Annotated in this window: 21 protein-coding genes; 9 read left to right on the top strand and 12 right to left on the bottom strand. The window is 65.6% G+C overall.

The window, feature by feature from the left end:
- Positions 1–60 precede the first annotated feature (60 nt).
- Entirely contained in the window at positions 61–840 is a 780-nt protein-coding gene (locus QX039_RS26070; RefSeq protein WP_315737258.1) for an enoyl-CoA hydratase-related protein, read from the bottom strand.
- 166 nt (positions 841–1,006) lie between these two features.
- On the opposite strand from QX039_RS26070, the gene QX039_RS26065 reads away from it, so the two are divergent.
- Entirely contained in the window at positions 1,007–2,281 is a 1,275-nt protein-coding gene (locus tag QX039_RS26065; RefSeq protein WP_315737259.1) for an acyl-CoA dehydrogenase family protein, read from the top strand.
- Between the two features lie 181 nt (positions 2,282–2,462).
- Here QX039_RS26065 and QX039_RS26060 read toward each other — a convergent pair whose 3' ends face one another.
- Entirely contained in the window at positions 2,463–4,043 is a 1,581-nt protein-coding gene (locus QX039_RS26060) for a fatty acid--CoA ligase (protein WP_315772488.1), read from the bottom strand.
- Between the two features lie 132 nt (positions 4,044–4,175).
- Positions 4,176–5,051 carry an SDR family oxidoreductase gene (locus QX039_RS26055; protein WP_006613814.1) on the bottom strand — a complete coding sequence of 292 codons (876 nt, stop codon included), beginning with the start codon at positions 5,049–5,051 and terminating at the stop codon, positions 4,176–4,178.
- Positions 5,052–5,153: 102 nt separating this feature from the next.
- Between QX039_RS26055 and QX039_RS26050 the strand changes: the two genes are divergently transcribed.
- The 3 genes from QX039_RS26050 (at position 5,154) to ppc (ending at position 10,607) form a co-directional block, all read left to right on the top strand.
- Positions 5,154–5,963 carry a crotonase/enoyl-CoA hydratase family protein gene (locus tag QX039_RS26050; protein ID WP_315772490.1) on the top strand — a complete coding sequence of 270 codons (810 nt, stop codon included), beginning with the start codon at positions 5,154–5,156 and terminating at the stop codon, positions 5,961–5,963.
- A gap of 177 nt (positions 5,964–6,140) precedes the next feature.
- Positions 6,141–7,685: an acyl-CoA synthetase gene (locus QX039_RS26045; RefSeq protein WP_315772492.1), complete on the top strand. Its 1,545-nt coding sequence runs from the start codon at positions 6,141–6,143 to the stop codon at positions 7,683–7,685.
- 138 nt (positions 7,686–7,823) lie between these two features.
- Complete coding sequence (ppc, locus tag QX039_RS26040; RefSeq protein WP_315772494.1) at positions 7,824–10,607, top strand: phosphoenolpyruvate carboxylase; 2,784 nt, start codon at positions 7,824–7,826, stop codon at positions 10,605–10,607.
- 933 nt (positions 10,608–11,540) lie between these two features.
- On the opposite strand, the gene QX039_RS26035 is transcribed toward ppc, so the two are convergent.
- The 4 genes from QX039_RS26035 to QX039_RS26020 form a co-directional block, all read right to left on the bottom strand.
- Complete coding sequence (locus QX039_RS26035) at positions 11,541–12,656, bottom strand: SMP-30/gluconolactonase/LRE family protein (RefSeq protein WP_315772497.1); 1,116 nt, start codon at positions 12,654–12,656, stop codon at positions 11,541–11,543.
- Between the two features lie 125 nt (positions 12,657–12,781).
- Entirely contained in the window at positions 12,782–13,696 is a 915-nt protein-coding gene (locus tag QX039_RS26030; RefSeq protein ID WP_315772499.1) for an SDR family oxidoreductase, read from the bottom strand.
- 108 nt (positions 13,697–13,804) lie between these two features.
- Entirely contained in the window at positions 13,805–14,944 is a 1,140-nt protein-coding gene (locus tag QX039_RS26025; RefSeq protein ID WP_315772501.1) for a thiolase C-terminal domain-containing protein, read from the bottom strand.
- A 4-nt stretch (positions 14,945–14,948) separates the two neighbouring features.
- Positions 14,949–15,362, bottom strand: a complete 414-nt coding sequence (locus tag QX039_RS26020; protein WP_315772503.1) for a Zn-ribbon domain-containing OB-fold protein — start codon at positions 15,360–15,362, stop codon at positions 14,949–14,951.
- Between the two features lie 191 nt (positions 15,363–15,553).
- On the opposite strand from QX039_RS26020, the gene QX039_RS26015 reads away from it, so the two are divergent.
- The 5 genes from QX039_RS26015 (at position 15,554) to QX039_RS25995 (ending at position 20,042) form a co-directional block, all read left to right on the top strand.
- A complete protein-coding gene (locus QX039_RS26015) occupies positions 15,554–15,880 on the top strand; it encodes a hypothetical protein (protein WP_315772505.1) in 327 nt (108 codons plus the stop codon).
- A 6-nt stretch (positions 15,881–15,886) separates the two neighbouring features.
- The gene (locus QX039_RS26010; protein ID WP_315772506.1) at positions 15,887–17,239 is read left to right on the top strand and encodes an amidase; all 1,353 of its coding nucleotides are present in this window, start codon (positions 15,887–15,889) and stop codon (positions 17,237–17,239) included.
- Between the two features lie 93 nt (positions 17,240–17,332).
- On the top strand, positions 17,333–18,073 hold the full coding sequence (locus QX039_RS26005) for a 2OG-Fe(II) oxygenase (RefSeq protein ID WP_316219533.1): 741 nt from the start codon (positions 17,333–17,335) through the stop codon (positions 18,071–18,073).
- 5 nt (positions 18,074–18,078) lie between these two features.
- Entirely contained in the window at positions 18,079–18,732 is a 654-nt protein-coding gene (gene alkB / locus QX039_RS26000; RefSeq protein WP_315737271.1) for a DNA oxidative demethylase AlkB, read from the top strand.
- Between the two features lie 74 nt (positions 18,733–18,806).
- Entirely contained in the window at positions 18,807–20,042 is a 1,236-nt protein-coding gene (locus QX039_RS25995) for an MFS transporter (protein WP_315772508.1), read from the top strand.
- Positions 20,043–20,057: 15 nt separating this feature from the next.
- Here the strand turns inward: QX039_RS25995 and QX039_RS25990 are convergent, their stop codons facing one another.
- From QX039_RS25990 to hpaH, 5 genes are read right to left on the bottom strand one after another with little or no spacing between them, the layout of a single operon-like run.
- Entirely contained in the window at positions 20,058–21,683 is a 1,626-nt protein-coding gene (locus QX039_RS25990) for a thiamine pyrophosphate-dependent enzyme (RefSeq protein ID WP_315737273.1), read from the bottom strand.
- Between the two features lie 23 nt (positions 21,684–21,706).
- Positions 21,707–22,579, bottom strand: coding sequence for a fumarylacetoacetate hydrolase family protein (locus QX039_RS25985; protein ID WP_315737274.1), 873 nt, complete (start codon positions 22,577–22,579; stop codon positions 21,707–21,709).
- A gap of 12 nt (positions 22,580–22,591) precedes the next feature.
- A complete protein-coding gene (gene hpaE / locus QX039_RS25980; RefSeq protein WP_315772510.1) occupies positions 22,592–24,130 on the bottom strand; it encodes a 5-carboxymethyl-2-hydroxymuconate semialdehyde dehydrogenase in 1,539 nt (512 codons plus the stop codon).
- Positions 24,123–24,521 carry a 5-carboxymethyl-2-hydroxymuconate Delta-isomerase gene (locus QX039_RS25975; RefSeq protein ID WP_315737276.1) on the bottom strand — a complete coding sequence of 133 codons (399 nt, stop codon included), beginning with the start codon at positions 24,519–24,521 and terminating at the stop codon, positions 24,123–24,125. Before QX039_RS25975 ends, hpaE begins: the two co-directional genes overlap by 8 nt.
- A 24-nt stretch (positions 24,522–24,545) precedes the next feature.
- On the bottom strand, positions 24,546–25,352 hold the full coding sequence (gene hpaH / locus QX039_RS25970; protein WP_315737277.1) for a 2-oxo-hept-4-ene-1,7-dioate hydratase: 807 nt from the start codon (positions 25,350–25,352) through the stop codon (positions 24,546–24,548).

Raw genomic sequence — 25,352 nt, 5'->3', positions numbered from 1 at the left:
ATGACGGAGCGGAGACAACCCGGCGCGATCAGGCCCAGAGCATGCGAAGTATCGGATAACTCACCGCCCGAGCCACCTCGGCGGCCGCTTCTCCGAGAACGCCTTCGGTCCCTCGATGTAGTCCTGCGAATGGATCATCGCCTGCACCGCCGGGTAGTCGCGCTGCTCGGTGATGGCCTGCTCCAGCGAGACCGCAAGGCCCTTCTCGATCGCCTGCTTGGAGGCGCGGATCGACATCGGCGAGTTCTTGGCGATCGTCTCGGCCCATCGCTCCGCCGCCGCCAGCGCCTCGCCTTGCGGCACCACCTCATTGACGAAGCCGAGCTCATGGCCTTCGCGGGCGCCGACATGTCGACCGGTGAGGATCATGCCCATCGCGCGCTTCATGCCGATCTGGCGCGGCAGCCGCTGCAGGCCGCCGGCGAGCGCGGCGAGGCCGACGCGCGGCTCGGGCAACGCGAAGGTCGCATTCTCGGAAGCGATGATCAGGTCGCAGGCGAGCGCGATCTCGAAGCCGCCGCCCATTGCGACGCCGTTGACGGCGGCGATGATCGGCTTGTCGCAATCGAAGCGGGAGGTGAGCCCCGCGAAGCCGCTCTTACCCCAGCCGCGCGCGCCGCCGGCCGCCTGCCATTTCAGATCGTTGCCGGCGCAGAACGCCTTGTCACCCTCGCCGGTGACAATTGCCACCCATTGCTCGGGATCGGCGGCGAAGGCGTCGAACACGCGCTCGAGTTCATGATGGGCCTCGATGTGCAGGGCGTTGTAGACCTCGGGGCGTGCCAGGGTGACGATCGTGATCGGCCCCTTGCGCGTCACTCTCGAAAACTTCAGCTCCATCGGCTGTTCCTCCTGTTTTCTGATTGGCCGTCGCGCATCAGCTTAGCGCCTGCGCAGGTGTTGCAGTCATCCAAATACGCAACGGCGCTGCGCGCCACAAGCGCGCGACGGCAGGTCGCGCCGACCAGGACCAAGAACAACAACGAACCGCACAGGGAGACACGCCGTGGATTTTTCCTTGCCGAAGGAATTGGTCGCCTATCTCGACGAGCTCGATCGCTTCATCGCCGCCGAGATCAAGCCGCTGGAGCAGGCCGACGACAACATCCGCTTCTTCGATCATCGCCGCGAATGGGCGCGCACCGATTTCGAGAATGGCGGCCTGCCGCGGCATGAATGGGAGCAACTGCTGCGCAAGGCCAAGGATCGTGCCGATGCGGCCGGCCATCTGCGCTTTGCAATTCCGAAGCGCTATGGCGGCAAGGACGGGTCCAACCTCTGGATGGCCGTGATCCGCGAGCATTTCGCCTCCAAGGGCCTCGGCCTGCACAACGACCTGCAGAACGAGCACTCGATCGTCGGCAATCTGCCGATCGTCACCATGCTCGACCGCTACGGCCGCGACGACCAGAAGGCGATGATCGACGGCTCGATCACCGGCAAGTACCGCATCACGTTCGGTCTCACCGAGCCGCATCACGGCTCGGACGCGACCCACATGGAAACCAAGGCCGTTCCGGCCACCCGCGACAACATCAAGGGCTGGCTGATCAACGGCGAGAAGATGTGGACGACGGGCATGCACGTCGCCACCCACTGTGCACTGTTCGCGCGCACCTCGGGCAATGATGGTGACGCGCGCGGCATCACCTGCTTTCTGGTGCCGGCCAAGACCGAGGGTGTGAAGGTCGAGGAGTATCTCTGGACCTTCAACATGCCGACCGACCATCCGCGCGTCAGCTTCACCGACGTGTTCGTGCCGGAGGATGCGCAGTTCGGCGAGGTCGGGCGCGGGCTGTCGCTGGCGCAATGCTTCGTCCATGAGAACCGCATCCGCCAGGCGGCGAGCTCGCTCGGCGCGGCCGTCTACTGCATCAATGAGAGTGTGAATTACGCGCGTGAGCGCAAACCGTTCGGCAAGGCGCTGGCCGAGAACCAGGCGATTCAGTGGCCGCTGGTCGAGCTGGCGACCCAGGCCGAGATGCTGCGGCTGCTGATCCGCAAGACGGCCTGGGAGATGGACCAGCTCACCCAGGCCCAGGTCGAGCACACACTCTCGGACAAGGTCTCGATGTGCAACTACTGGGCTAACCGTCTGTGCTGCGAGGCGGCCGACCGCGCCATCCAGGTCCATGGCGGCATGGGCTATTCGCGCCACAAGCCGTTCGAGCACATCTACCGCCACCACCGCCGCTACCGCATCACCGAGGGCAGCGAGGAGATCCAGATGCGCAAGGTCGCCGGCTTCCTGTTCGGCTACATGGGGGTGAACAAGCGGTGACACGCTGTTGAGCGGCAGGGCCCTGTCGCAAGCGCAATTGATGCAATCGAGCGTCGTCTCCGGAGCCCTGGATTGCTTCGGCGCAAGGCGCCTCGCAATGACGGCGGAGAGGGAGCGCGCACTCTCTCCACGGCGTCATCGCGAGCGCAAGCGAAGCGATCCAGGATGGCGGTGCGTGCACTCAATTGACCTGCCGGTCCTTGCCCGCCCAATACGGGTCGCGCAGATTACGCCGCAGGATCTTGCCGGAGGGGTTGCGCGGCAGGGCGTCGAGGAAGTCGACGCTCTTCGGCGTCTTGAAACCGGCGATGCGCGTGCGGGTGAAATTGATGATGTCGGTCTCGGTGGCGCGCGTGCCAGGCTTCATCACGACGATCGCCTTGACGGCCTCGCCCCATTTGTCGTCGGGAATCCCGATCACCGCGGCCTCGGCGACATCGGGATGATCGCAGATCGCGCTCTCGACCTCGGCCGGATAGATGTTCTCGCCGCCGGAGATGATCATGTCCTTGATGCGGTCGTGAATGTAGACGTAGCCGTCCTCGTCCATGTAGCCGGCATCACCCGTGCGCAGCCAGCCGTCCTTGCCGAGCGTGCGTGCGGTCGCCTCCGGCAGGTTCCAGTAGCCGGTCATGTTGGTGCCGGAGCGGGTGGCGATCTCGCCGACCTGGCGCGGCGGCAGCGGGTTGCCGTTGATATCGATGATCGCGACCTCGACGCCGGGCAGCGGCTTGCCGGCGGAGCGCATGCGCTCCAGTCCCTCGACATGGTCCTCGGGCGGCAGCGCGATGATGGTGCCCGTGGTCTCGGTCATGCCATACATCTGCACGAAGCCGCATTTGAACACGTCGATGCATTCCTTGAGCAGCGCGGCCGGGATTGGCGAGGCGCCGTAGAGCATGTATTTCAGGCGGGAGAAATCGACCTGCCGCGCGCGCGGCTGCCGCACCACGAACTGCATCGCCGCCGGCACCATGAACAGCTTGGTGATGCCGGACTGCTCGAAGAAGTCGAGGATCCTGGTCGGATCGAACTCACGGGCGATCACGCCGCGGGCGCCGCGATAGAGGCTCATCAGGCCCCAGCCGGAGCCGCCGATGTGGAAGATCGGCATCGCGATCAGCGAGACGTCGTCGGTCGACCATTTGTTCCAGTCCGGTTTCTCCTCGGGATTGCCGGTGTTGACGAGGTTGAGGAAGTTGGCGTGCGACAGCATCGCGCCCTTCGGCTTGCCGGTGGTGCCGGAGGTGTAGAGCTGCAGCGCGATGTCCTGCGGCGTGATCGGAACGCCCGGATCATCCGCGCTCTGCGCGTCGCGCCAAGCCGTGTAGTCCTGCCATTCCGGTGCGCCGCCCTCGGTGGTGATGATGTGCCGCACGCTTGGAATCTGGTCGCGGATGTTTCGGATCATCGTGATGAATTCCGGCCCGACGAAGAGGGCAGGAGCCCTGCAATCCTCGACGATGAAGGCGACCTCGGGACCGGCGAGGCGCCAGTTCACCGGCGCCATGACGACGTTGGCCTTCATGGCGCCGACGAGCAGCTCGAAATAGATGTCGCTGTTCTTGCCGAAATAGGCGATCCGCTCGTGCGGCTTGATGCCGAGCGCCTTCAGCGCGTTGGCGACCTGGTTGGTCTTGCGGTCGAACGCGGCGAAGCTGGTGATGCGCCCCTCGAACTCATAGGCGGTGGCGGAGCCCAGCGTTTGCGCTCTGTCGCGCACGACGTCGACGAGCGTCGACGATGCCGTCGAGACGGACATGTTTCCCCTCCGATTGCGTCTTGTTCTTTGTTTGATGTCTTGTCGTGGTCCTCGCCCCGGATCGCGCCGGAGCAAGCATCTCTCGATCAGTCTACAGGGCGCACGTCGCCGATCAACCGGGTGATTGGACCATCAGCTCGTGCGCGTCGCGCGGTCCTTCTCATTCTGCGCCTTGATCGACTCCTTGGCCTTGGTCCAATCGTCGTCGCTCCAGTCGCGCAACTGATAGAAGTTGCCGCCCATCGCCAGCGCCTGGGCGCCGTCCATCGCGATGGTCTCGCCGTTGATCCAGTTGCAGCCGCCGGAGATCAGGAACACCGCGAGGTTCTGCAGCTCCTCCATGGTGCCGACGCGACCCATCGGGTTCATCGCCTTGGTCCGCGCGCCGGCCTCGTCGCCGGGCTTGATGCGCTTGCTCATGCCTTCGGTCGGGATTTCGCCGGGTGCGATGGTGTTGAGGCGGATGCCATAGCGGCCCCATTCGGTCGCAAGCGACATCGTCATGGCGTGGATCGCCGACTTGCTCATCGCCGATGGCACCACGTAAGGCGAGCCGTTGCGCACCCAGGTTACCGTGATCGACACGACGTTGCCCGGCTGCTTCGCGGCGATCCAGCGCTTGCCGACGGCATGCGTCACGTAGAACGTGCCGTGCATCACGATGTTGGCGACCGCGTCAAAACCGCGCGGGCTCAATTCCTCGGTGCGGGAGATGAAGTTGCCGGCCGCGTTGTTGATCAGATCGGTGAGGCCGCCTTCCTGGAAGATGGCCTCGATCATTTCCTCCACCGCCATGGCATTGCGGATGTCGACGCCATGGCTGGTCACGCGGCCGCCGTAGAGGTCCATGAGTTCGGTCGCGGTCTCGTCGCAGACGATTTTCCGCCGGCCGCAAATATGCACTTCGGCGCCGAGTTGCAGGAAGCGTGCAGCCATCGCTTTGCCAAGGCCCGTGCCGCCGCCGGTCACCAGAATGCGTCGACCTTCGAGGAGATTGTCCTTGAACATGGGAGTTTCCGCCTGACATGTTGTGAGTTAATTGGTCGATTGACTAAATCGCTCCGACAGCCTTCTGTAAAGTCACAAAGACATCCGTAGGGAGACCGCTCGATGGACAACCGCCTCGCGATCGAGATCAAGGACGGCGTCGCCGACGTTCGCCTGGTTCGCGCCGACAAGATGAATGCGTTGGACATGGAGATGTTCGAGGCGCTGGTCGCGGCGACCGACCGGCTGTCGAAGGAGAAGGGACTGCGGGCGGTGGTGCTGTCCGGCGAGGGGCGTGCCTTCTGCGCCGGCCTCGACATGGGCCGCTTCGCCGCGATGAAGGAGTCCGGCGGCAATGGCATACCCGGCGGCGAGACGCGCGATCTCACCATTCGCACCCACGGCAAGGCGAATTTCGCCCAGCAGGCTGTCTGGGGCTGGCGGCAGCTGCCGGTGCCGGTGATTGCTGCAGTGCATGGCGTCGCCTATGGCGGCGGCTTCCAGCTCGCGCTCGGCGCGGACATGCGCTACGTCGCGCCCGACACCAAGATGTCGATCATGGAGATCAAATGGGGTCTCGTGCCCGACATGGCGGGCACGCCGATCCTGGCCACCCTGATGCGCGACGACATCCTGCGCGAGTTGACCTACACGGGCCGGGTGTTCTCGCCGGAGGAAGGCCAGTCCTACGGCCTCGTCACCCGCATCTGCGCCGATCCGCGCGCGGCTGCGCTGGAGACCGCACGGGAGATTGCCGGCAAGAATCCGGATGCGATCCGCGCCGCCAAGCGGATGCTGAACAATCTCTCGGTCGATCCGGGGCCGGTGCTGCTCGCCGAATCGGTCGAGCAGCAGAAGCTGATCGGCAGTCCGAACCAGCTCGAATCGGTGCGCGCCAACATCGAGAAGCGCGCGCCGAAGTTTGCGGACTGAGTCCGTCATTCCGGGATGCTCCGAAGGAGCAGGCCCGGAATCTCGAGATTCTCCGGTGCGCAACTGCGCACCTGAGTTCGATGCTCCGCGCAAGACGGCTCCGCCGTTTTGTCGCGGCGCATCGCCCCGGAGTGACGGCCGAAACTCAAACCGACGCCAGATCGGATAGCAGAGAAAATGGAAACGTCCTCCCTGTTCTGCGGCATCATCTCCGGCGAGCGCCGGCGCAGCCACGCCGAAATCGCCGACCGCGCCGCGCGGATCGCCAGCGGCCTCGCGCAGCTCGGCGTGGGCCAGGGCGATTGCGTCTGCATGCTGATGCGCAACGACATCGCCTTCATCGAGGCGGCCTATGGCGCGATGCGGCTGGGCGCCTATGGCGTGCCGGTGAACTGGCACTTCAAGCCGGAGGAGATCGACTACATCCTCAAGGACTCCGCGACCAAGGTGCTGATCGGTCACGCCGATCTGCTGCATCAGCTCGCCGGGGCGATACCGGCCGATGTCACGGCGCTCAGCGTGCCCACACCGCCGGAGATTCTGTCCAACTACAAGATCGGCGCGGATCTGCTCGCGACACCGGAGTTCGCAATCGAGTTCGAGGGCTGGCTTGCCCAGCAGAGCCCTTACGAAGGGCCGCAGGTGCCACAGCCGCAGAACATGATCTACACCTCGGGCACGACCGGTCATCCCAAGGGCGTCCGCCGCAATGCGCCGACGGTGGAGCAGGCCGCGTCGGCCGAGCGCATGCGAGCGTTGATCTACGGCTTGAAGCCGGGCTCGCGCGCGCTCTTGCCGGGGCCGCTGTATCATTCTGCCCCGAATGCGTTCGGCCTGCGTGCCGGACGTCTCGGCGGCGCGCTGGTGCTGATGCCGCGCTTCGAGCCGGAAGAATTTCTCGGCATCATCCAGACAGAGCGGATTGATACGATCTTCATGGTGCCGACCATGTTCATCCGGCTGATGAAGCTGCCGGAGGAGGTTCGCCGCCGCTACGACGTATCGTCGCTGCGCCATGTCATTCACGCTGCCGCGCCGTGCCCGGCCGACGTCAAGCGCGCGATGATCGACTGGTGGGGGCCGGTCATCTACGAGTTCTACGGCTCGACCGAATCCGGCGCCGTCACCTTCGCAACCTCCGAGGACGCGCTGAGGAAGCCAGGCACCGTCGGCAAGGTCTCGCCGGGCGCCGAGCTTCGTTTCCTCGGCGAGGACGGCCGCATCCTGCCGCAGGGCGAGGTTGGCGAGATCTATTCGCGCATCGCGGGCAATCCGGATTTTACCTATCACAACAAGCCGGAGAAGCTTGCCGAGATCGACCGCGACGGCTTCATCACCTCGGGCGATGTCGGCTACATCGATGCCGAGGGCTACGTCTTCCTGTGCGACCGCAAGCGCGACATGGTGATCTCCGGCGGCGTCAACATTTATCCGGCCGAGATCGAAGCCGTATTGCATGCCGTGCCCGGCGTGCACGATTGCGCGGTATTTGGCATTCCCGATGCCGAGTTCGGGGAAGCCCTGATGGCCGTGGTCGAGCCGCAGCCCGGCGTCGTGCTGGACACCGGCGAGATCAGACACCGGCTCAGGGCTTCGCTGGCCGACTACAAGGTGCCCAAGCACATCGAAATCCAGGACAAATTGCCTCGTGAGGATTCCGGCAAGATCTTCAAGCGGCGGCTGCGCGACCCCTATTGGGCGCAGGCAGGGCGAAAGATCTGATCGATTGGCGGCTCTCAGCGATGAGAAGACGTCACGTGAGCATTGAATAGGGCAGGCGACGCCTCTTTCTTGATCTTGCGCTGCGGTATAGATACGGCAGACTGACCCGTAAATGGGCAGCTGCTGGAGAGCGCATCCATGTCGCCGCAAGCCATGACAGAGGAAATCCGTCCCAACCGCGCTGCCGAGGCGCAGGCCATGGAGGAGGATGCGCGGCTCCGGGACGATATCCGGCTGCTCGGCCGCATCCTCGGCGATACGGTCCGCGACCAGGAAGGCGCCGAATTGTTCGACCTCGTCGAGCGCATCCGCCAGACCTCGGTGCGCTTCCACCGCGACGAAGACCGCCAAGCGCGGCGCGAGCTGGAGCAGATCCTCGACGGCATGACGACGGCTGAGACGGTCCGCATCGTCCGCGCCTTCAGCTATTTCTCGCACCTCGCCAACATTGCCGAGGACCAGAACAACATCCGACGCATGCGTGCCAAGAGCGACTCCAATGGCGGGGCCGGCATGCTGGCGGCGACGCTCGCTCACGCCAAATCCGCCGGGTTCGAGGCTTCCGATCTGCGCAAGTTCTTCTCGACGGCGCTGGTCAGCCCGGTCCTGACCGCGCACCCGACCGAGGTGCGGCGCAAGAGCACGATGGATCGCGAGATGGAGATCGCGATGCTGCTCGACCGCCGCGAGCGGATGCAGCTGACGCCGGATGAGCGCGAGGCCAATGACGAGGCGCTGCGCCGCGCCGTGCTGACCTTGTGGCAGACCAACCTGCTGCGCCGGACCAAGCTGACGGTGCTCGACGAGGTCACCAACGGGCTGTCGTTCTACGACTACACGTTTCTGCGTGAGGTGCCGCGTCTGCTGTGCTCGCTCGAGGATCGGCTCAATGACGGAGCGGAGGTGGCGGGCGATCTCGCCTCGTTCCTGCGCATGGGGAGCTGGATCGGCGGCGATCGCGACGGCAATCCGTTCGTCACCGCCGAAGTGATGCGCGGAACGCTCAAGCTGCAATCCAGCCTGGCGCTGCACTACTATCTCGAGGAACTGCACCTGCTCGGCAGCGAGCTGTCCATCGCCGCGCATCTCGCCGATGTCTCCGAGGAGCTGCGTGCGCTGGCCGAGCGCTCGCCGGACACGTCGCCGCATCGTCACGGCGAGCCATATCGCCTGGCGGTGTCCGGCATCTATGCGCGCTTGGCGGCGACGGCGAAGAAGCTCGGTATCCAGATCAGCCGCCTTCCCGTGGCGGCCGTGGCGCCTTACGACAGCGTCAAGCAGATGCAGGATGATCTCGACGTGCTGCATCACTCGCTGGTCGCCAACAATGCCGAGGTGATCGCCCGCGGGCGGCTGCGGCTGCTGCGGCGTGCCGTGGATTGCTTCGGCTTCCATCTGGCCCGGCTCGACATCCGCCAGAACTCGGCGGTGCACGAGCGAACCGTCGCCGAGCTGATCGACACCGCGATGCCCGGCATGTCCTATATGGCGCTGAGCGAGGATGCGCGGGTCGGCCTGCTTGTCAGCGAGCTGCGCAACGCCAGGCCGCTGGTGTCGCAATTCGTCAAGTACAGCGATGAGACCGTCGGCGAGCTCGCGCTGTTCCGCGCCGCTGCCGAGGCGCACGCGACCTTCGGCGCCGACGTGATCCCCCAGTGCATCATCTCGATGTGCAAGGGCATGTCCGACATGCTCGAGGTGGCGCTGCTGCTCAAGGAGGTCGGCCTGATCGATCCATCGGGCCGCTGCGCCGTCAATATCGTGCCGCTGTTCGAGACCATCGAGGACCTGCAGGCCTCCAGCGCCATCATGGACCGCATGCTGGCGCTGCACGACTACCGCCGCCTGGTCGACAGCCGCGGCGCCGTGCAGGAGGTCATGCTCGGCTATTCCGACAGCAACAAGGACGGCGGCTTCGTCACCTCGGGCTGGGAGCTCTACAAGGCCGAGATCGGCCTGGTCGACATCTTCGAACGCCATGGCATTCGGCTCAGGCTGTTCCATGGCCGCGGCGGATCGGTCGGCCGCGGCGGCGGTCCGAGCTATGACGCCATCATCGCCCAGCCCGGCGGCGCTGTGAACGGCCAGATCCGGATCACCGAGCAGGGCGAGATCATCTCCAGCAAATATTCCAACGCCGAGGTCGGACGTAACAATCTGGAAATTCTCGCCGCCGCGACGCTCGAGGCCAGCCTGCTGCATCCGCGGCAGCCGGCGCCGAAGCGCGAATATCTCACTGCGATGGACCGGCTCTCGGAGCTCGCCTTCAAGGCCTATCGGGGCCTCGTCTACGAAACCGACGGCTTCGTCGAATATTTCTGGGCCTCGACGGTCATCAACGAGATCGCCACCCTCAACATCGGCAGCCGCCCGGCCTCGCGCAAGAAAACCCGCGCGATCGAGGACCTGCGTGCGATCCCCTGGGTGTTCTCCTGGGCGCAGTGCCGGCTGATGCTGCCGGGCTGGTACGGCTTCGGCAGCGCGGTCGAGACCTGGATCGCGGAAAATCCGGAGCAGGGCATGCCATTCCTGCGCGAGCTTTATCAGGAATGGCCGTTCTTCCGCATGCTGCTGTCGAACATGGACATGGTGCTCGCCAAGAGCTCGATCGCCATCGCCTCGCGCTATGCCGAGCTGGTCCCGGACGAGGCCCTGCGCGAAAAGATTTTTGGCCGCATCCGGCGCGAATGGAATCTGGTGATCGAGACGTTGCTCGATATCATGGGACAGGAGCGCTTGCTGCAGGGCAATCCGCTGCTGGAGCGCTCGGTGCGCAACCGCTTTCCGTATCTCGATCCACTCAACCACGTGCAGGTCGAGCTTCTCAAGGAGCACCGCGCGCAGAACCCGGACGAGCAGGTGCTGCGCGGGATTCAGCTGACGATCAACGGCATCTCGGCGGGGTTGAGAAATACGGGATAGCTCGGCTGTAACCACAGACTCTCTGTCGTCCCGGCGAACGCCGGGACCCATAACCCCAGGGAGTAGTTTGGGGCGAATGCGTTGTCGACCTTCGCCTATCACGGCCGCCGCGGCGTATGGGTCCCGGGTCGGCGCCACGACGCACTGCGCGCATCGTGGCTTGCCCGGGACGACAGCGGTGGTGCGACTGATTTGCGGCTCAAGCAGCAAATGACATACGATCTCGTCCTCGCGGCGTTTCGCGCCCGAGTGCATGCAGCGAACATGTCCCTCACGAGAGTGCAAGGGCGCGGGGAATGCCGGGTGAAGGCCTCACCCATGGCCCGCCTGCAGAAAAGAAAGCAGGCGGCAGTCACCACAGGTTCAGCCAAACATCCGGCATTCCCCGCGCGATGTCTTCACGCTTATACGCGATCTCCCCGGTGTGCCGGCTCGTAGACACCGTCGCCCGCGCGATGCGCTGGGCATCACCACGGACTTGACGCCTGCTTCGGGGCGCCAGGACCACGCGATTTCACGTCCGCGGCAAAGCCGTTCGTCCGCGCATCCAGGGACACGCTGCGGCTCAACCGCGGCCATCGCATCCCCGCCTCGCGTGTCGTGACGATCGCGCGCTACGCCCCTTGCATGAGGCGGGATGGCGAGAGAAGAACACGATTTCCGAAAAATAGCAAGTTCTTTATTCGTTTCAGAAGGCGAGGTGCGTCCGTTCGTCGGGGCCCGGTCTTGATTCGGACCCGGAGCCGCAGGCAGATGTGGCTGGGCGAGGAGGATCGACCATCGTGCCTCGCACCTCTCCCTGGGGTTATGGGTCCCGGATCTGCGCGCGCGTACCGCGCGCCTGTCCGGGACGGCAGTGTGAGTGTGGCCCCATCGTTGACGAGGCATCCCCGCTTTCGCAGGGACGCCTCGTAGCAAGGGCGGTTTTCCGGCCTAACAGATATGCGCGCCCTGCGTCTCCACATAGACCGCATAGAGCGATTGGCTCGCGGTCATGAACAGGCGATTGCGCTTCTTGCCGCCGAAGCAGACATTGGCGCAGATCTCCGGCAGCTTGATCTGGCCGATGCGGACGCCGTCCGGCGCGAAGATGTGGACGCCGTCATAGCCTTCGCCGACCCAGCCGGCGCCGACCCAGATGTTGCCGTCGATGTCGACCCGCAGCCCGTCCGCGAAGCCCGACTTGCCGTCGAGCGTCATGTCGATGAACGCCTTCGGGTTCGCCAGCTTGTCGCCATTGATGTCGTACTGCCAGATCACGTTCTTGGCGTTCGGATAGTGCGTGATGCCGGTGTCGCAGACGTAGAGCTTCTTGTAGTCGTGGCTGAAGGCGATGCCGTTCGGCTTGAACGGCTCGTCCGCGACCTTGGTGATCGCGCCGGACTGCGCATCGACGCGGTAGACGGCTTCCTTCTGGAACGGCTGGTTGGAGCCGTTGCGGGCGTTCTGCCCTTCATACAGGTTGATCGAGCCGTAGCCGGGATCGGTGAACCAGATCGACTTGTCGCTGGGATTGACGACCATGTCGTTCGGGCCATTGAGGGGCTTGTCGTTCGCCTTCTCCGCGAGAACGGTGACCGAGCCGTTGTGCTCGAAGCGGACGAGGCGGGTCCGCTCGGCCGTGATCTGCCGTCCTTCATAATCGAAGGTATTGCCGTTCGACTCGTTCGATGGCTTGCGGAACTGCTGGGAGATGTGGCCGTCGTCGTCGAGATAGCGCAGTTGTCGGTTGTTCGGGATGTCGCTCCAGACCAGATACTGCGCCTGCGCGTTCCAGGCCGGACCTTCCGCCCACAGGCAGCCGGTGAACAGACGCTTGATCGTGGTGTTGCCAACCTTGGCCTTGAAGCGCTTCTCGTCGATCACGACGATGTCGGGATCCGGATAGCGTTGCGGCTGCGCGCCCGGTCCGAAATCGCGGGCACCGGCCGGCGAGACTGCCGCTGCCGCCGCGGCAAAGCCGGCGACGCCCTTGAGGAGCATGCGCCGGTCGAAGCCATCAGTTCCGGCCGGCGAATCCTGCGTGAGGTCGTGTCGTGCATTCGTCATCTATGTCCTCCCGACTTTTGTTGGGAGGCGACCATACGACGAAATCATGGCAACGCGCGGGTCGTTTGGACAAAAAACAACTTGAGATGGTGTGCGCTGCAAGCAGATTTTGCGCGCTGCAAATCTCAGATCGGATCCCAGCCGAACACGTCGGCGGAACGATCGAGCTTGTAGAACGACGGCTTCAGCGCCGGCATGCCATGCTCCGCAATGGTCTGCGGCGTCCAGCCTTCGCCGCGGTGCACCGAGCGCAGCGGGCGCGACTGGCTCATCAGGAAGATCTCGTTCATGCGAACGGCGAAGATCTGGCCGGTGACGTCTTTCGAGGCATCGCTGAGCAGATAGGCGACGACGGGCGCGATCTTCTCGGGCCCCATCCGCTTCATGCGTTCGACGCGCTCCTTCTCGGCCTCGGTCTCCGCCGGGATGGTGCCGATCATGCGGCTCCAGGCAAACGGCGAGACGCAATTGGAGCGCACGTTGAAGCGGCCCATGTCGAGCGCGATCGACTTCGACAGGCCGACGATGCCGAGCTTTGCCGCGGCGTAGTTGGCCTGGCCATAATTGCCGATCAGGCCTGAGGTCGAGGTGAAATGGACGAAGGAGCCGCTCTCCTGCTCGCGGAACAGCCGCGCGGCGGAGTGAGCGACATAGAACGAACCCATCAGGTGGACCTTGATGACGGCTTCGAATGCCTCGATGCTCATCTTGTGGAAGATCATGTCGCGCAGGATGCCGGCATTGTTGACCACGCCGTCGAGCTTGCCGAAGTGGTCGGTCGCTGCCTTCACGATCTTGTTGGCCGGGATCGCTTCGGACACGCTCTCGAAATTCGCCACCGCCGTGCCGCCGCGCTTCTTGATTTCCTCGACCACTTCCTCCGCCGGCGCCGCGCTGGTGCCCGAGCCGTCGGAGGCGACGCCGGGATCGTTGACGACGACCTTGGCACCTTCGGCGGCGCACAGCAGCGCGATCTCGCGGCCGATGCCGCGGCCGGCGCCGGTGACGATGATGACTTTGTCCTGGAGCGATTTGGTCATGGGGAGGTCTCCTTGTTTTGCCCCGTCATTCCGGGCTGGTGTGCAGCACCAGACCCGGAATCTCGAGATTCCGGGTTCGCGCTTTCGCGCGCCCCGGAATGACGGTGGTTATCTTTCGTTCGTAAAAATAATCGTCCCTGACGCGGCGAACATGCCGCCGACGCCGTGACACACCGAGATCTTGGCTCCCGGCACCTGCGCCGGGGCGATGCCGCGCATCTGGCGCACGCTCTCCTGCAGCGCATACATGCCGTACATGCCAGAATGCATGTAGGACAGGCCGCCGCCATTGGTATTGAGCGGCAGCTTGCCGCCGGGACGTGTGTGTCCGGCGGCGATGAACGGCCCGGTCTCCTCATGCGGCATGAAGCCGAGATCACCGAGACCGAACAGCGGCAGATGCGCGAACGCGTCGTAGATCATGAGATGGTCGACGTCGGCATGGCCGATGCCGGCCTCCTTGAAGGCGAGGGGGCCCGCGACCTTGAAGGCACGCGATGAATTGAACGTCTCCATCTGGCTGACCATCGGCGTCTCCACGCTTTCGCCGGTGCCGAGAACATAGACTGGCCTCTGCGGAAAATCCTTGGCGCGATCGGCCGAGGTCAGGATCAGCGCGCCGCCGCCATCGGTGACGAGACAGCATTGCAGCAGCCGGAACGGATAGGCGATCATGCGCGAGTTCAGCACGTCCTCGACCGTGATCGGGTCCTTCATCATCGCGCGCGGGTTCCTTGCCGCCCATTCGCGCTGCACCACCGCCACCATCGCGAGCTGCTCATGGGTGATGCCGTAGGTCTTCATGTAGCGCAGCACGGGGATCGGGAACATGCTGGGCGGCCCTGAGATGCCGAACGGCGCCTCGAACTGGCCCTGCAGGCTGTCAGGCGGAATCGAGCGCGGCAGCTTGCCGATCATCGACTTGCCGCTCTCGGCATGGGTGATCAGCACGGTCTTGCACAGGCCGGCCTCGATCGCCGCGGCTGCGTGGCGGACATGCAGCATGAAGGAGCAGCCGCCGACCGAGGTGCCGTCGACCCAGGTTGGTGTGATGCCGAGATAATGGCAGATCTGCTGCGGCGTCTCGACCGCGGTGGCGAAGCCGTCGACGTCCGACAGCTTGAGCCCGGCATCGGCGATGGCATTCAGCGCCGCGTCCGCATGCAGCTGGATCTGCGACATCGTCGGGATGATTCCGAGCTCGGTGGTCTCGGCGGCGCCGACCACGGCAACCTGGTTTCTGCGCATCGGCTCAGCCCTTCGCCGGACGGAACAGGGGCAGGGTGATCTGCTCGTCCATTTTCTCGAATGTGACTTCGAGGGCCATGTCGAGCTCCAATGCCTCCGGTGTCTGCGGGCAGCCCGTGATGTTGCTCATCATGCGCGGGCCCTCTTCGAGCGCCACGACGGCAATGGCGTAGGGCGGCGTGAAGCCGGGCGCAGGGGGACGATGGTTGATGACGTAGCTGTAGAGCGTGCCTTTGCCCGTGGCCTTGAAGACGCTGACCTTGCGGCTGGCGCAGGCCGGACAGAACGGGCGCGGCGGGAAGTAGACGTGGGCGCAGGCGTCGCAGCGCTGCAGTCGCAATTCAGCGGCTCTGGTGCCGTCCCAGAAATGCTGGGTCTCGGGTGTCGGCTTGGGACGTGCGCGCGCTGGCTCGGCCATCCGATGGATCCTCCCTGTGGCGGGCTCCGTCGCCTGCTCATTTGCCGGATGTGATGCGCCATTTGAAGCAGACGCGTCAACGGTCCATCACGCCGCGCATGCCGCTCTCCGGCAAGCGCAGAGGTGTCCCGGGCAGCAATTGCCGTCCGGTGAAAATTGGTCTTTGATGCGGCCGCATGATCGGAGACGAGATGAAGCTGCGCGACATCGCCCATTCCAGGACCGGCGACAAAGGTGATACCTCGAACATCTCCGTCATCGCCTACGACGCCAAGGATTATCCATTGCTGCGCGCACAGGTGACGGCCGAGCGGGTCAGGGCCCACTTTGCCGGCATTGTCCGGGGCGAGGTGGTCCGCTATGAGCTGCCCAACATTGCGGCGCTGAATTTCGTGATGAGCCGGGCGCTCGGCGGCGGGGTGACCCGCTCGCTGGCGCTGGATGCGCACGGCAAGTCGCTGAGTTCCGCGCTGCTCGATATGGATATCGCGGCCGATGCCGCTGATCACACGCGATAGGACGCCATGACCGCTTCAAATCCGACCCTGGCCGCGCTGGCCGACGATCTCGCCGCCGGCCGCACCACCGCGCGCAAGCTGGTGGAGGAGTGTCTCGCCCGCATTGCCGATCCCGCGGGTGAGGGGGAGCGCGCCTTCATCCATGTCGACAAGGACGCCGCGCTGGCGGCCGCCGACGGCATGGACGCGCTGCGCAAGGCCAATGCCGCGCCGTCGCCCTTCGCCGGCATTCCGGTCTCGATCAAGGACCTGTTCGACATCAAGGGCCAGGTGACCCGCGCCGGCTCGCGCGCGCTCGACGACTCCGCGCCGGCCGAGGCCGATGCGCCCGCCGTGGCGCGGCTGCGCCGGGCCGGCTTCGTCGTGATCGGCCGCACCAACATGACCGAGTTCGCTTATTCCGGCATCGGCATCAACCCGCATTACGGCACGCCGAAGAGCGCGTGGAAGCGCGAGGTCGGCCACGTGCCGGGCGGCTCGTCGTCGGGTGCCGCCGTCTCGATCGCCGACCGCATGGCCTATGGCGCGCTGGGCACCGACACCGGCGGCTCCTGCCGCATCCCCGCCGCCTTCAACGGCATCACAGGCTTCAAGCCGACGCAGGCCCGCGTGCCGCTCGACGGCGGCGTGCCGCTGTCGACCACGCTCGACAGCTTCGGTCCGCTCGCCAACACCGTCGCCTGCTGCGCGATCCTCGACTCGGTGCTGGCCGATGAGCCGATCCGGCCGCTGGCTGCGCGGCCGGTGAAGGGCCTGCGGCTCGCGGTGCCCACGACGATCGTGCTCGACGAGCTCGATGCCGAGGTCGCCGAGACCTTCGAGCGGGCGCTGGAGACGCTGGCGAAGCAGGGCGCGCTGATCGAGCGCATCGAATTCCCTGAATTCCTCGACGTCGGCGTCATCGGCGCGAAGGGCGGCTTTGCCGCGGCCGAGAGCTACGCCTGGCACCGCTTCCTGCTGACCGCCAAGGGCGACGTCTATGATCCGCGCGTCTCCGTCCGCATCCTGCGCGGCGAGGCGATCACGGTGCCGGACTACATCGAGATGCTCAACGCCCGCCGCTCGCTGGTGAAGCGCACCGCTGCGCGCATCGCGCCCTACGACGCGCTTGTCATGCCGACCACCGCCAACACGCCGCCAAAAATCGCCGATCTCGCCGACGACGCAGCCTTCGCCCGCGAGAACATCCGCGCTTTGCGCAACTGCACCTTCATCAACATGATCGACGGCTGCGCGATCTCGCTGCCGGCGCACCGCCATGGCGAGGTCCCCGTCGGCCTGATGCTGGCGCAATCCGGCGGCAATGACCGCAAGCTGCTGGAGATCGCGGCGGGGGTCGAGGGCGTGGTGCGGGGCTGAGGCGGCCGCGGGGAGCAGCGTTGTCTCTGATCGAGTTTGCTCTACCCCGGAAAACGGGTGGCGCTGGACCAGCCTGATGGCCACATTGCTTGCATGATCAAGGCACGCAAGATGACTCCATCGTCGCCCGAACCCACGCCGCGCCCCAACGCGGTCGACTGGGCGATGGTGGAACGCGACCTCGATGCGCGCGGCTGCGCCGTGTTGACGCAGTTGCTCTCGCCCGACGACTGCCGCGCGTTGGCGGCGCTCTATCCGGACGACAGTCGCTTTCGCAGCCGCGTGGTGATGGCGCGGCATGGCTTCGGGCGCGGCGAGTACAGATATTTCAGCTATCCGCTGCCGGATCCGATCGCTCGGCTGCGGCCGCAGCTCTATGCGCATCTGGTCGCGATCGCCAATCGATGGAACGCGACGATGGGGATCGATGTGCGATATCCCGCCGAGCACGACGATTTTCTCGCGCGCTGCCACCAGGCCGGCCAGACCAGGCCGACGCCGCTGCTGCTGCAATATGTCGAGGGCGACTACAATTGCCTGCACCAGGACCTCTATGGCGAGCACGTGTTTCCGCTGCAGGTCGCGATCCTGTTGTCCGAGCCGGGGCGTGATTTCGAGGGCGGCGAGTTCGTGCTGACCGAGCAGCGGCCGCGCATGCAGTCGCGGGCCGAGGTCGTGCCTCTCAGGCAAGGCGATGCCGTGGTGTTCGCGGTCCACAATCGTCCGGTGCAGGGCACGCGCGACAGCTACCGAGTCAACATGCGCCATGGTGTCAGCCGGCTGCGCGCCGGCCGGCGCCATACGCTGGGCGTGATCTTTCACGATGCGAAGTGAGGCGCATGACGGCGGATCTGTTCGATGGACTCGCGGCGGCAGGACCGGCCCGCGAGCAGCTCGCGCCCGGCGCGGTGCTGCTGCGCGGCTTCGCGCGGCCGCAGGAGGCAGAGCTGATCACCGCGATCGAGACGATCGCGGCGCAGGCGCCGTTCCGCCGCATGGTGACCCCGGGCGGCCATCAGATGTCGGTCGCGATGACGAGTTGCGGCGCGTGTGGCTGGGTCACGGATCGCAGCGGCTACCGCTATGATGCTGTTGATCCGGACAGCGGCCAGCCATGGCCGGCGATGCCTCCGCTGTTTCATCAACTTGCCGAGCAAGCCGCAAGCGAGGCCGGCTTCGCAGGCTTTGCGCCCGATGCCTGCCTGATCAACCGCTATGAGCCGGGCGCCAGGATGTCGCTGCATCAGGACCGCGATGAGCGTGACATCGGCGCGCCGATCGTCTCGGTGTCGCTCGGGCTGCCCGCGACCTTTCTGTTCGGCGGGCTCAAACGCACCGACAGGACGCAACGCTATCGGCTGGTCCACGGCGACGTCGTCGTCTGGGGCGGGCCGGCGCGGCTCGCATTTCACGGCGTTGCGCCGCTCGCCGACGGTGAGCATGCTCGGCTCGGCCGCCGGCGCATCAACCTGACCTTCCGCCGAGCGCGGTAGTCCTGGCCGGTCTGTGACCTTCCTCGTTTTGCAACGGGCATCCTTGGCTCTATGCTGCCCCCGGGAGAGGGGCCATGAGCACTGTCGAACTTGCGGAGGAGCGAGCGCCGGCGGCGACGCGAATAGGACTTCACCTTGCGCTGCTGCAGCTGGTGTTCACGCTGCTGTGGACGACCTATGTGATCTATCTGCCGAAGCTCGCGGCCCAGGCCGGCATCGCGCCCTCGGCCGTCGTTATGATCCTGATGCTGGACCAGGCGATCTTCACGCTCTCGGATACGGCCATGGGGATCGCGGCCGATCGCATCGGGCGCGTCGCCGCGCGGTTCGGTCTCTTCGTCGGCCTGCTGGCTGCGGTATCCTGCGCCGCCTTTGTCGCGCTGCCTTTCGTGGCGGCGTCGGCGGGTCCAGCGGTCTTCATCGGACTGATCGCGATCTGGGCGCTGACCTCCTCGGTGTTGCGCGCGCCGCCCTTGACCCTGCTCGGGCGCCATGCGGCCCGGCCGGCCATTCCGTTCCTGGCAGCGCTGGTCATGCTCGGCTATGGCGTGGCCGGCGCCGTGTCGCCATATCTCGGCGTGATCCTGCGCGACTACGATCCGCGATTGCCGTTCGTCATCTCATCGGCGGTGCTGCTGCTGACCGCGCTCGGTCTCGCGCGCATCCCGCAGGATGCCGGTCCGGCCGCGCAAGCGCCGGCCAAGCCCGAATCCAAGCCCGAGCCCAAGCCGCTGCGGGGATTGCCGCTACTGTTCATTGGCGCCATGGTGATCCTCGCGCTCGGCTACCAGCTGCATTTCAGCATCAACAGCTCGGCGTTCTATCTGCGCTTTGCCAAGCCGGAGGACCTGCCCTGGCTGATGCCGGTATTCTGGATCGGCTTCAACCTCGTGCTGTTTCCGGCCAGCGTCGTGGTGAAGCATCGCGGCGGGCTGATCGTGATGGGCATCGCGGGCCTGCTGGGCGCACTCGCCATCGTCATTGCCGAGCTCGCGGGCGCGCTGAACGTGCTGATCGTGGCGCAGTTCATCGCCGGTGCGGCCTGGGGCTGCATGATGATGAGCGCGATCTCGGCGGCGCTTGCGATCGGATCGACCGGCGCCGAAGGCAAGGTGACCGGCCTCGTGTTCTCGGCGCTCGCGCTGGCGACGTTCGCGCGCATCGCCGCCGTTGCCGGCGGCCTGCAGAAGCTGCCCGACTATGCGCCGCTGGTGCAGTGGGCGCCGGTCGCGTGCTGGCTCATGGCCGGGGCCGGCCTGCTGGCGATGGCCGCGGCCGGATTGCAGGGACGCCGCGCGTCCCCGCCGTAAGCTCGATCAGTGCCCTCAGGGCTTCGGCGGATGGATGAAAGCCCAGGGCGAGACCTCGCTGTCGCGAGGCACCTCGATATCGATCAGATACGGCCCGCCATGGGCGAGCGCGGTCTCCAGCGCCGACTTGAACTGGTCGGGTGAGGTGACCTTGCTGGCGGCGACGCCGAAGGATTCGGCGAGCCTGACGAAATCCGGATTGACGAGGTCGGAGGCGACGACGCGGCCGTCGAAGCGCTCGCGCTGGTCGCGCCGGACATTGCCATAGGCATTGTTGTTGAACACCAGGGTGACGACGCCGATGTTGTATTGCACGGCGGTCGCCAATTCCTGCACGGCGAACATGAAACCGCCGTCGCCGGTGATCGCGACGACAGGCCTGTCGGGATGCGCGACCTTGGCGCCGAGCGCGGTCGGAAAGCCGGCGCCGAGCGTGCCCTGATAGCCCGAGGTGATGAAGGTGCGCGGCTCGTAGACCGGAAAGCCGTACCAGGAGGCGAAGCCGACTTGTGACAGCTCGTCGGTGACGATGGCGTCTTTCGGCAGCACCTCGCGCAGCACGTTCAGATAGGCCATCTGCGGTTGCACCTGCTGGATCTCCTGCAAGGTCGCAGCGCTGGCGTCGCGGATGGACGCGCGACGGCCTGTTGTCTTGCGATAGCCCGCTTTGCTGACGGCGGCCGCGAGCGCGGCCGTGCCCGCCTTGGCGTCGGCGACGATGCCGGCATCGACGATCAGGCGCCGCATCTCGGCGGGATCGATGTCGATGCGGATCGACTTCAGGCCATCCGGCTTGAACGGCCAGCGGAACGTAGTCGGCAGCTCCATGCGGGTGCCGATGCCGATCATCAGATCCGTGGTCGGCCACAACTTGTAGGCCGCGGCCATGGTGAGCCCGAGCTCGTGCGCATTGGAGACGATGCCGCGCCCGGAGCGGAAGGCGACCACCGGCGCGTCGATCATCTCGGCGAGCTCACGGATTTCCTCGCGCGCCTCGATCGCGCCGGCACCGACGAAGATCATCGGCGTCTTCGCAGCCGTGATCAGCGCGGCGGCCTTGGCGATGCGGTCGGGATCGGGCTGCGGCGGCGCGAACGGAGCCAGCGGCTTTGCGGCGGCCGTCTCAGCCTTCTGCGTGAACACGTCCCAGGGCATTTCCAGCGCCGCGGGGCCGCGCCGCCCGGACATCATCTCTTGAAAGGCGCGCGACACGAGCGTCGGCGCGCTGTCGGGATATTCGATGCGCTCGGCCCATTTGACGAAGGTGCGCAAGGTCGCGAGCTGGTCTGGCATCTCGTGCAGATGGCCGCGGCCACGGCCGAGATAGTCGGTCGGCACCTGGCCCGTGAGGCACAGCACCGGCTCATTGCAGCCGAAGGCGGTGAGCAGCGCAGCACCAGCATTCAGCACGCCGGGACCCGGTACGACGCTGAACACGCCGGGCTTGCCGCTGGCGCGCGCATAGCCGAACGCCATGTAGCCGCAGGCCTGCTCGTGGCGGGCGCCGACGACCTTGAGCTGCGCCTGGTGGAAGGCGTCGAACAGGCCGTAGACCTGCGCGCCGGGCAGGCCGAACACGGTGTCGACGCCGTGGGCGACGAGCCCGCTGACGATGGCTTCGCCGCCGGTCATGGTGGTCATGCTGACATTCCGTTTCTGAACTTCTACAGGGCTTCGTCGACGACGCCGTTGCGCAAGGTGCCGACGCCCTCGGCTTCGATCTCGATGACGTCGCCGGGCTTCAGATAGCGCGGCGGATCGAACCGTGCACCGGCGCCGGTGGGCGTGCCCGTCACGATCACGTCACCGGGGACAAGCGTGGTGAAGGTCGAGATGTAGTTGATGAGGTAGCGGAAGCCGAAGATCAGCCGCGACGTGCGGTCGTCCTGGCGCAATTCGCCATTGACGTGCGTGGTCAGCCTGATGTCGGCGATCTGGCGCTCATCCGTGTAGGGCACGATCCAGGGGCCGAGGCTGCCCGTCGAATCGAAGTTCTTGCCTTGCGTGACGTTGAATTTCGCATGCCGCACCCAGTCGCGGATCGTGCCCTCGTTGCACAGCGTGAGCGCGGCGATGTGATCCAGCGCCTCGCTCTCCGGAATGTGCCGTCCGGCCTTGCCGATTACGAGGACCAGCTCGCCCTCATAGTCGAGCTGCGGCGAGGCGCGCGGGCGCACCAGCGGCGTGTCATGGCCGACGAAGGAGCGCGGCGTGCGCATGAACATCGACGGATATTTCGGCGCGTCCTGGCCGTCCTTGTACTCGGCGTTGCGATCGGGATAGTTGACGCCGATGCAGATGATCTTCTCGGGCGCGGGGACCGGCGGCTGCCAGCTGATGGCATCGAGGCCATGATCGGGCGACAGCCCGGCTGCGGCATCGATCAGCCGGGGCAGGGCTCCCGCGGCGATCACCTCGCGCAAGGTCGGATAATCCTTGGCGAACCGCGCGGAGAGATCGATGAGGCCCTTGTCGGTCGCAAGTCCGTAGCGGACCGAGCCATCGGCGACATAGGTGGCGAGGCGAGGGGAGGTCATGGGCTTGTCTCCTTACACGCCGAGCCGCTGGATCTTGTGGGTGCCGCGCGCGAGCGAGACGTGCTTGGTCTCCATGTAGAAGTCGAACGAATAGTCGCCGCCGTCGCGGCCGATGCCCGATGCCTTCATGCCGCCGAACGGGGTTGGCAGGTGGCGGACATTCTCCGAGTTCAGCCAGATCATGCCGGCTTCCAGCGCGTCGGCGACGCGCAGCGCGCGGCCCATGTCGCCGGTCCAGACATAGCCGGTAAGGCCGTATTGCACGTCATTGGCGATCGCGATCGCGTCAGCCTCGTCGCGGAACGGGATCACGGTGAGGAACGGCCCGAACACTTCTTCCTGCGCCACGCGCATGGTCTGGCGCGCGCCGGTCACCAGCGTCGGCTCGACGTAATGCCCGCCACCCGGGCCGTCGAACCGCTTGCCGCCGACGGCGATGATCGCACCGTCCTCGCGTGCAACGTCGACATAGGAGCAGACCTTGGCGAGATGCCGCTCGTGGATCAGCGGCCCGAGCTCGGTGGCGGGATCGAGCGGATGACCCACTTTCAGCGCACGCACGCGCGCCGCAAGCTTGGCCGTAAAGGTCTCGGCGATACTCTGCTGCACCAGCAGGCGGCTGGATGAGGTGCAGCGCTCACCGTTGAGCGAGTAGATCATGAACACGACGGCATCGAGCGCGCGGTCGAGATCGGCATCGTCGAACACGATCACCGGGTTCTTGCCGCCGAGCTCGAAATGCACCCGCTTCAGGGTCGGTGCGCCCTGCGCCATGATCGCAGATCCCGTCGAGCTCTCGCCGACGAAGCCGATTGCCTTGATCGTGGGATGCTCGGTCAGCGCCCTGCCGGCCTCCTCCCCGAAGCCATGAACGGTGTTGAGGACGCCGTCGGGAATGCCGGCGTCCTTGGCGAGCTTGGCCAGCCACTGCGCCGTGATCGGCGACCATTCCGCCGGCTTGTGCACGACCGTGCAGCCCGCCGCGAGCGCCGGGGCGATCTTCCAGGTCGACAGCATGAACGGCGTGTTCCACGGCGTGATCACGCCGACAGGCCCGATCGGCACCCGCGTCGAGATGTTCCAATGCTCGTCGCTCGGCGTGCTCAGGCCGTCGCGGGCCTCGGTGCATTTGTCGGCGAAGAAGCGGAAATTCTCGGCGGCGCGGATCGCGGCCTTGGCCATGAAGCGATAGGCCTGACCGGTGTCGATGCATTCGAGCACGGCGATGTCGTCGGCATGATCCTCGATCGCGTCGGCCACGCGATGCAGCAGCTTGCGCCGCATCGCCGGCGCCATGTCGCGCCACGACTTGAAGGCGAGGGCGGCCGACGTCGCCGCGCGATCGATGTCCTCGGCATTGCCGCGCGCGACCTTGGCGAGCACGGCACCGTCGATCGGAGACTTCGTCTCGAACGTCGCGCCTGAGATCGCCGGCACCACCTTGCCGTCGATGAAGTGACCGATGCCCTCGTCCTTCAGCTTCGCGAGCAGGGGAGCGGCACGGTCGAGATTGGCCTTGTAGATGTCGGCTTTGGGACTGGCCTTATCCATGGGATGCCTCCGCTTTCAGGGCGTCGTGGATGTTGTTGCGCTTCCAACTGGTCGCGGCATCGTTGATCTGCATGTCGAAGGACAGCGCGAACTTGCTACTGGCGAAGACTGGGTCGAGGTAATCTGAAAGTGCCTTGAAGACGTGCTCGCCGGCCTTCTGCCGTGCCGCGAGGTCGCGGCCTTCGCCGAGCCGCAGCAGCATCGCGAGGAAGGCGGAATCGGGCTTGCCGTCGGCGATCGCGTAGTGCTCGCAGCGGATCGCGCGCACGCGGATGCCGCCGATCGGAAAGATCCCGGTCTCGCTGGCGGCCTTGCGGACCACTTCGCAAAGGTTGCCCATCATGACAAAGCCGTCGAGATTGGCGGAGTATTCGATGCTGAAATGCGGCATGGTGCGGTCGCTCCGGGGCAGGCGTCAGGCGAAGTAACAGCTCACCGTCCCATACGGGCCGTAGTCGGCCTGGATCGTGTCGCCCTTGCGCGCCTCGATCGGCCGGATGAACGAGCCGGCAAGGACCACCTGTCCCGGCTCCAGCGCGAATCCATTTGCCGCGATCTTGTTGGCGAGCCACGCAACGGCCGTTGCCGGGTTGTTCAGCACGCCGGCGGCCAAGCCGGTCTCTTCCAGTTGACCGTTCTTATAACAGAGTGCGCCGATCCAGCGCAGGTCGGCATCGAGCGGCCGCAGCGGCCGGCCGCCGAGCACGATGCCGGCATTTGCGGCGTTGTCGGCGATCGTGTCGAAGATCTTGCGCGTCGCCTTCGTTTCCTGATCAACCCGCTCGATCCGGGTGTCGAGAATCTCCAATGCCGGCACCACGAAATCGGTCGCGTTGAGCACGTCGAACAGAGTGCAGTCCGGTCCCGAAAGACGATGCTTCATGACGAAGGCAAGCTCCGCCTCGATACGCGTCGCGATGAAGCGGTCGGACGGCACCAGCCCGCCATCGGCAAAGAACATGTCGTCGAGCAGCACGCCCGAATCCGGCTCATCGATGTTCAGCGCGCTCTGCATCGCCTTCGATGTCAACCCGATCTTATGACCCCTGATGATGCGCCCCCCGGCCACCTTGATGCCGATCCAGGCCTCCTGGATGGCATAGGCCTCTGCGATGGTGATATCGGGAAACTCCTGCGACAACTGCCTGATCTGGCGGCGGCTCTTTTCGGCCTGATCCAGGCGTAAGGCGCAGCTATGAATCTGGTCGCTCGCAAGAGGCAT

The sequence above is a fragment of the Bradyrhizobium sp. SZCCHNR1043 genome (genome assembly GCF_032489675.1).
In the GTDB taxonomy this organism is placed as follows: Bacteria; Pseudomonadota; Alphaproteobacteria; order Rhizobiales; family Xanthobacteraceae; genus Bradyrhizobium.
This window is presented reverse-complemented; position numbering and strand designations above follow the sequence as displayed.

Bases quoted from the DNA above. Each gene is read 5' to 3' on its own strand.
- QX039_RS26070 (WP_315737258.1), bottom strand. From the start codon at position 840: ATGGAGCTGAAGTTTTCGAGAGTGACGCGCAAGGGGCCGATCACGATC.
- QX039_RS26060 (WP_315772488.1), bottom strand. From the start codon at position 4,043: ATGTCCGTCTCGACGGCATCGTCGACGCTCGTCGACGTCGTGCGCGAC.
- QX039_RS26055 (WP_006613814.1), bottom strand. From the start codon at position 5,051: ATGTTCAAGGACAATCTCCTCGAAGGTCGACGCATTCTGGTGACCGGC.
- QX039_RS26050 (WP_315772490.1), top strand. From the start codon at position 5,154: ATGGACAACCGCCTCGCGATCGAGATCAAGGACGGCGTCGCCGACGTT.
- QX039_RS26045 (WP_315772492.1), top strand. From the start codon at position 6,141: ATGGAAACGTCCTCCCTGTTCTGCGGCATCATCTCCGGCGAGCGCCGG.
- ppc (WP_315772494.1), top strand. From the start codon at position 7,824: ATGTCGCCGCAAGCCATGACAGAGGAAATCCGTCCCAACCGCGCTGCC.
- QX039_RS26035 (WP_315772497.1), bottom strand. From the start codon at position 12,656: ATGACGAATGCACGACACGACCTCACGCAGGATTCGCCGGCCGGAACT.
- QX039_RS26030 (WP_315772499.1), bottom strand. From the start codon at position 13,696: ATGACCAAATCGCTCCAGGACAAAGTCATCATCGTCACCGGCGCCGGC.
- QX039_RS26025 (WP_315772501.1), bottom strand. From the start codon at position 14,944: ATGCGCAGAAACCAGGTTGCCGTGGTCGGCGCCGCCGAGACCACCGAG.
- QX039_RS26020 (WP_315772503.1), bottom strand. From the start codon at position 15,362: ATGGCCGAGCCAGCGCGCGCACGTCCCAAGCCGACACCCGAGACCCAG.
- QX039_RS26015 (WP_315772505.1), top strand. From the start codon at position 15,554: ATGAAGCTGCGCGACATCGCCCATTCCAGGACCGGCGACAAAGGTGAT.
- QX039_RS26010 (WP_315772506.1), top strand. From the start codon at position 15,887: ATGACCGCTTCAAATCCGACCCTGGCCGCGCTGGCCGACGATCTCGCC.
- QX039_RS26005 (WP_316219533.1), top strand. From the start codon at position 17,333: ATGATCAAGGCACGCAAGATGACTCCATCGTCGCCCGAACCCACGCCG.
- alkB (WP_315737271.1), top strand. From the start codon at position 18,079: ATGACGGCGGATCTGTTCGATGGACTCGCGGCGGCAGGACCGGCCCGC.
- QX039_RS25995 (WP_315772508.1), top strand. From the start codon at position 18,807: ATGAGCACTGTCGAACTTGCGGAGGAGCGAGCGCCGGCGGCGACGCGA.
- QX039_RS25990 (WP_315737273.1), bottom strand. From the start codon at position 21,683: ATGACCACCATGACCGGCGGCGAAGCCATCGTCAGCGGGCTCGTCGCC.
- QX039_RS25985 (WP_315737274.1), bottom strand. From the start codon at position 22,579: ATGACCTCCCCTCGCCTCGCCACCTATGTCGCCGATGGCTCGGTCCGC.
- hpaE (WP_315772510.1), bottom strand. From the start codon at position 24,130: ATGGATAAGGCCAGTCCCAAAGCCGACATCTACAAGGCCAATCTCGAC.
- QX039_RS25975 (WP_315737276.1), bottom strand. From the start codon at position 24,521: ATGCCGCATTTCAGCATCGAATACTCCGCCAATCTCGACGGCTTTGTC.
- hpaH (WP_315737277.1), bottom strand. From the start codon at position 25,352: ATGCCTCTTGCGAGCGACCAGATTCATAGCTGCGCCTTACGCCTGGAT.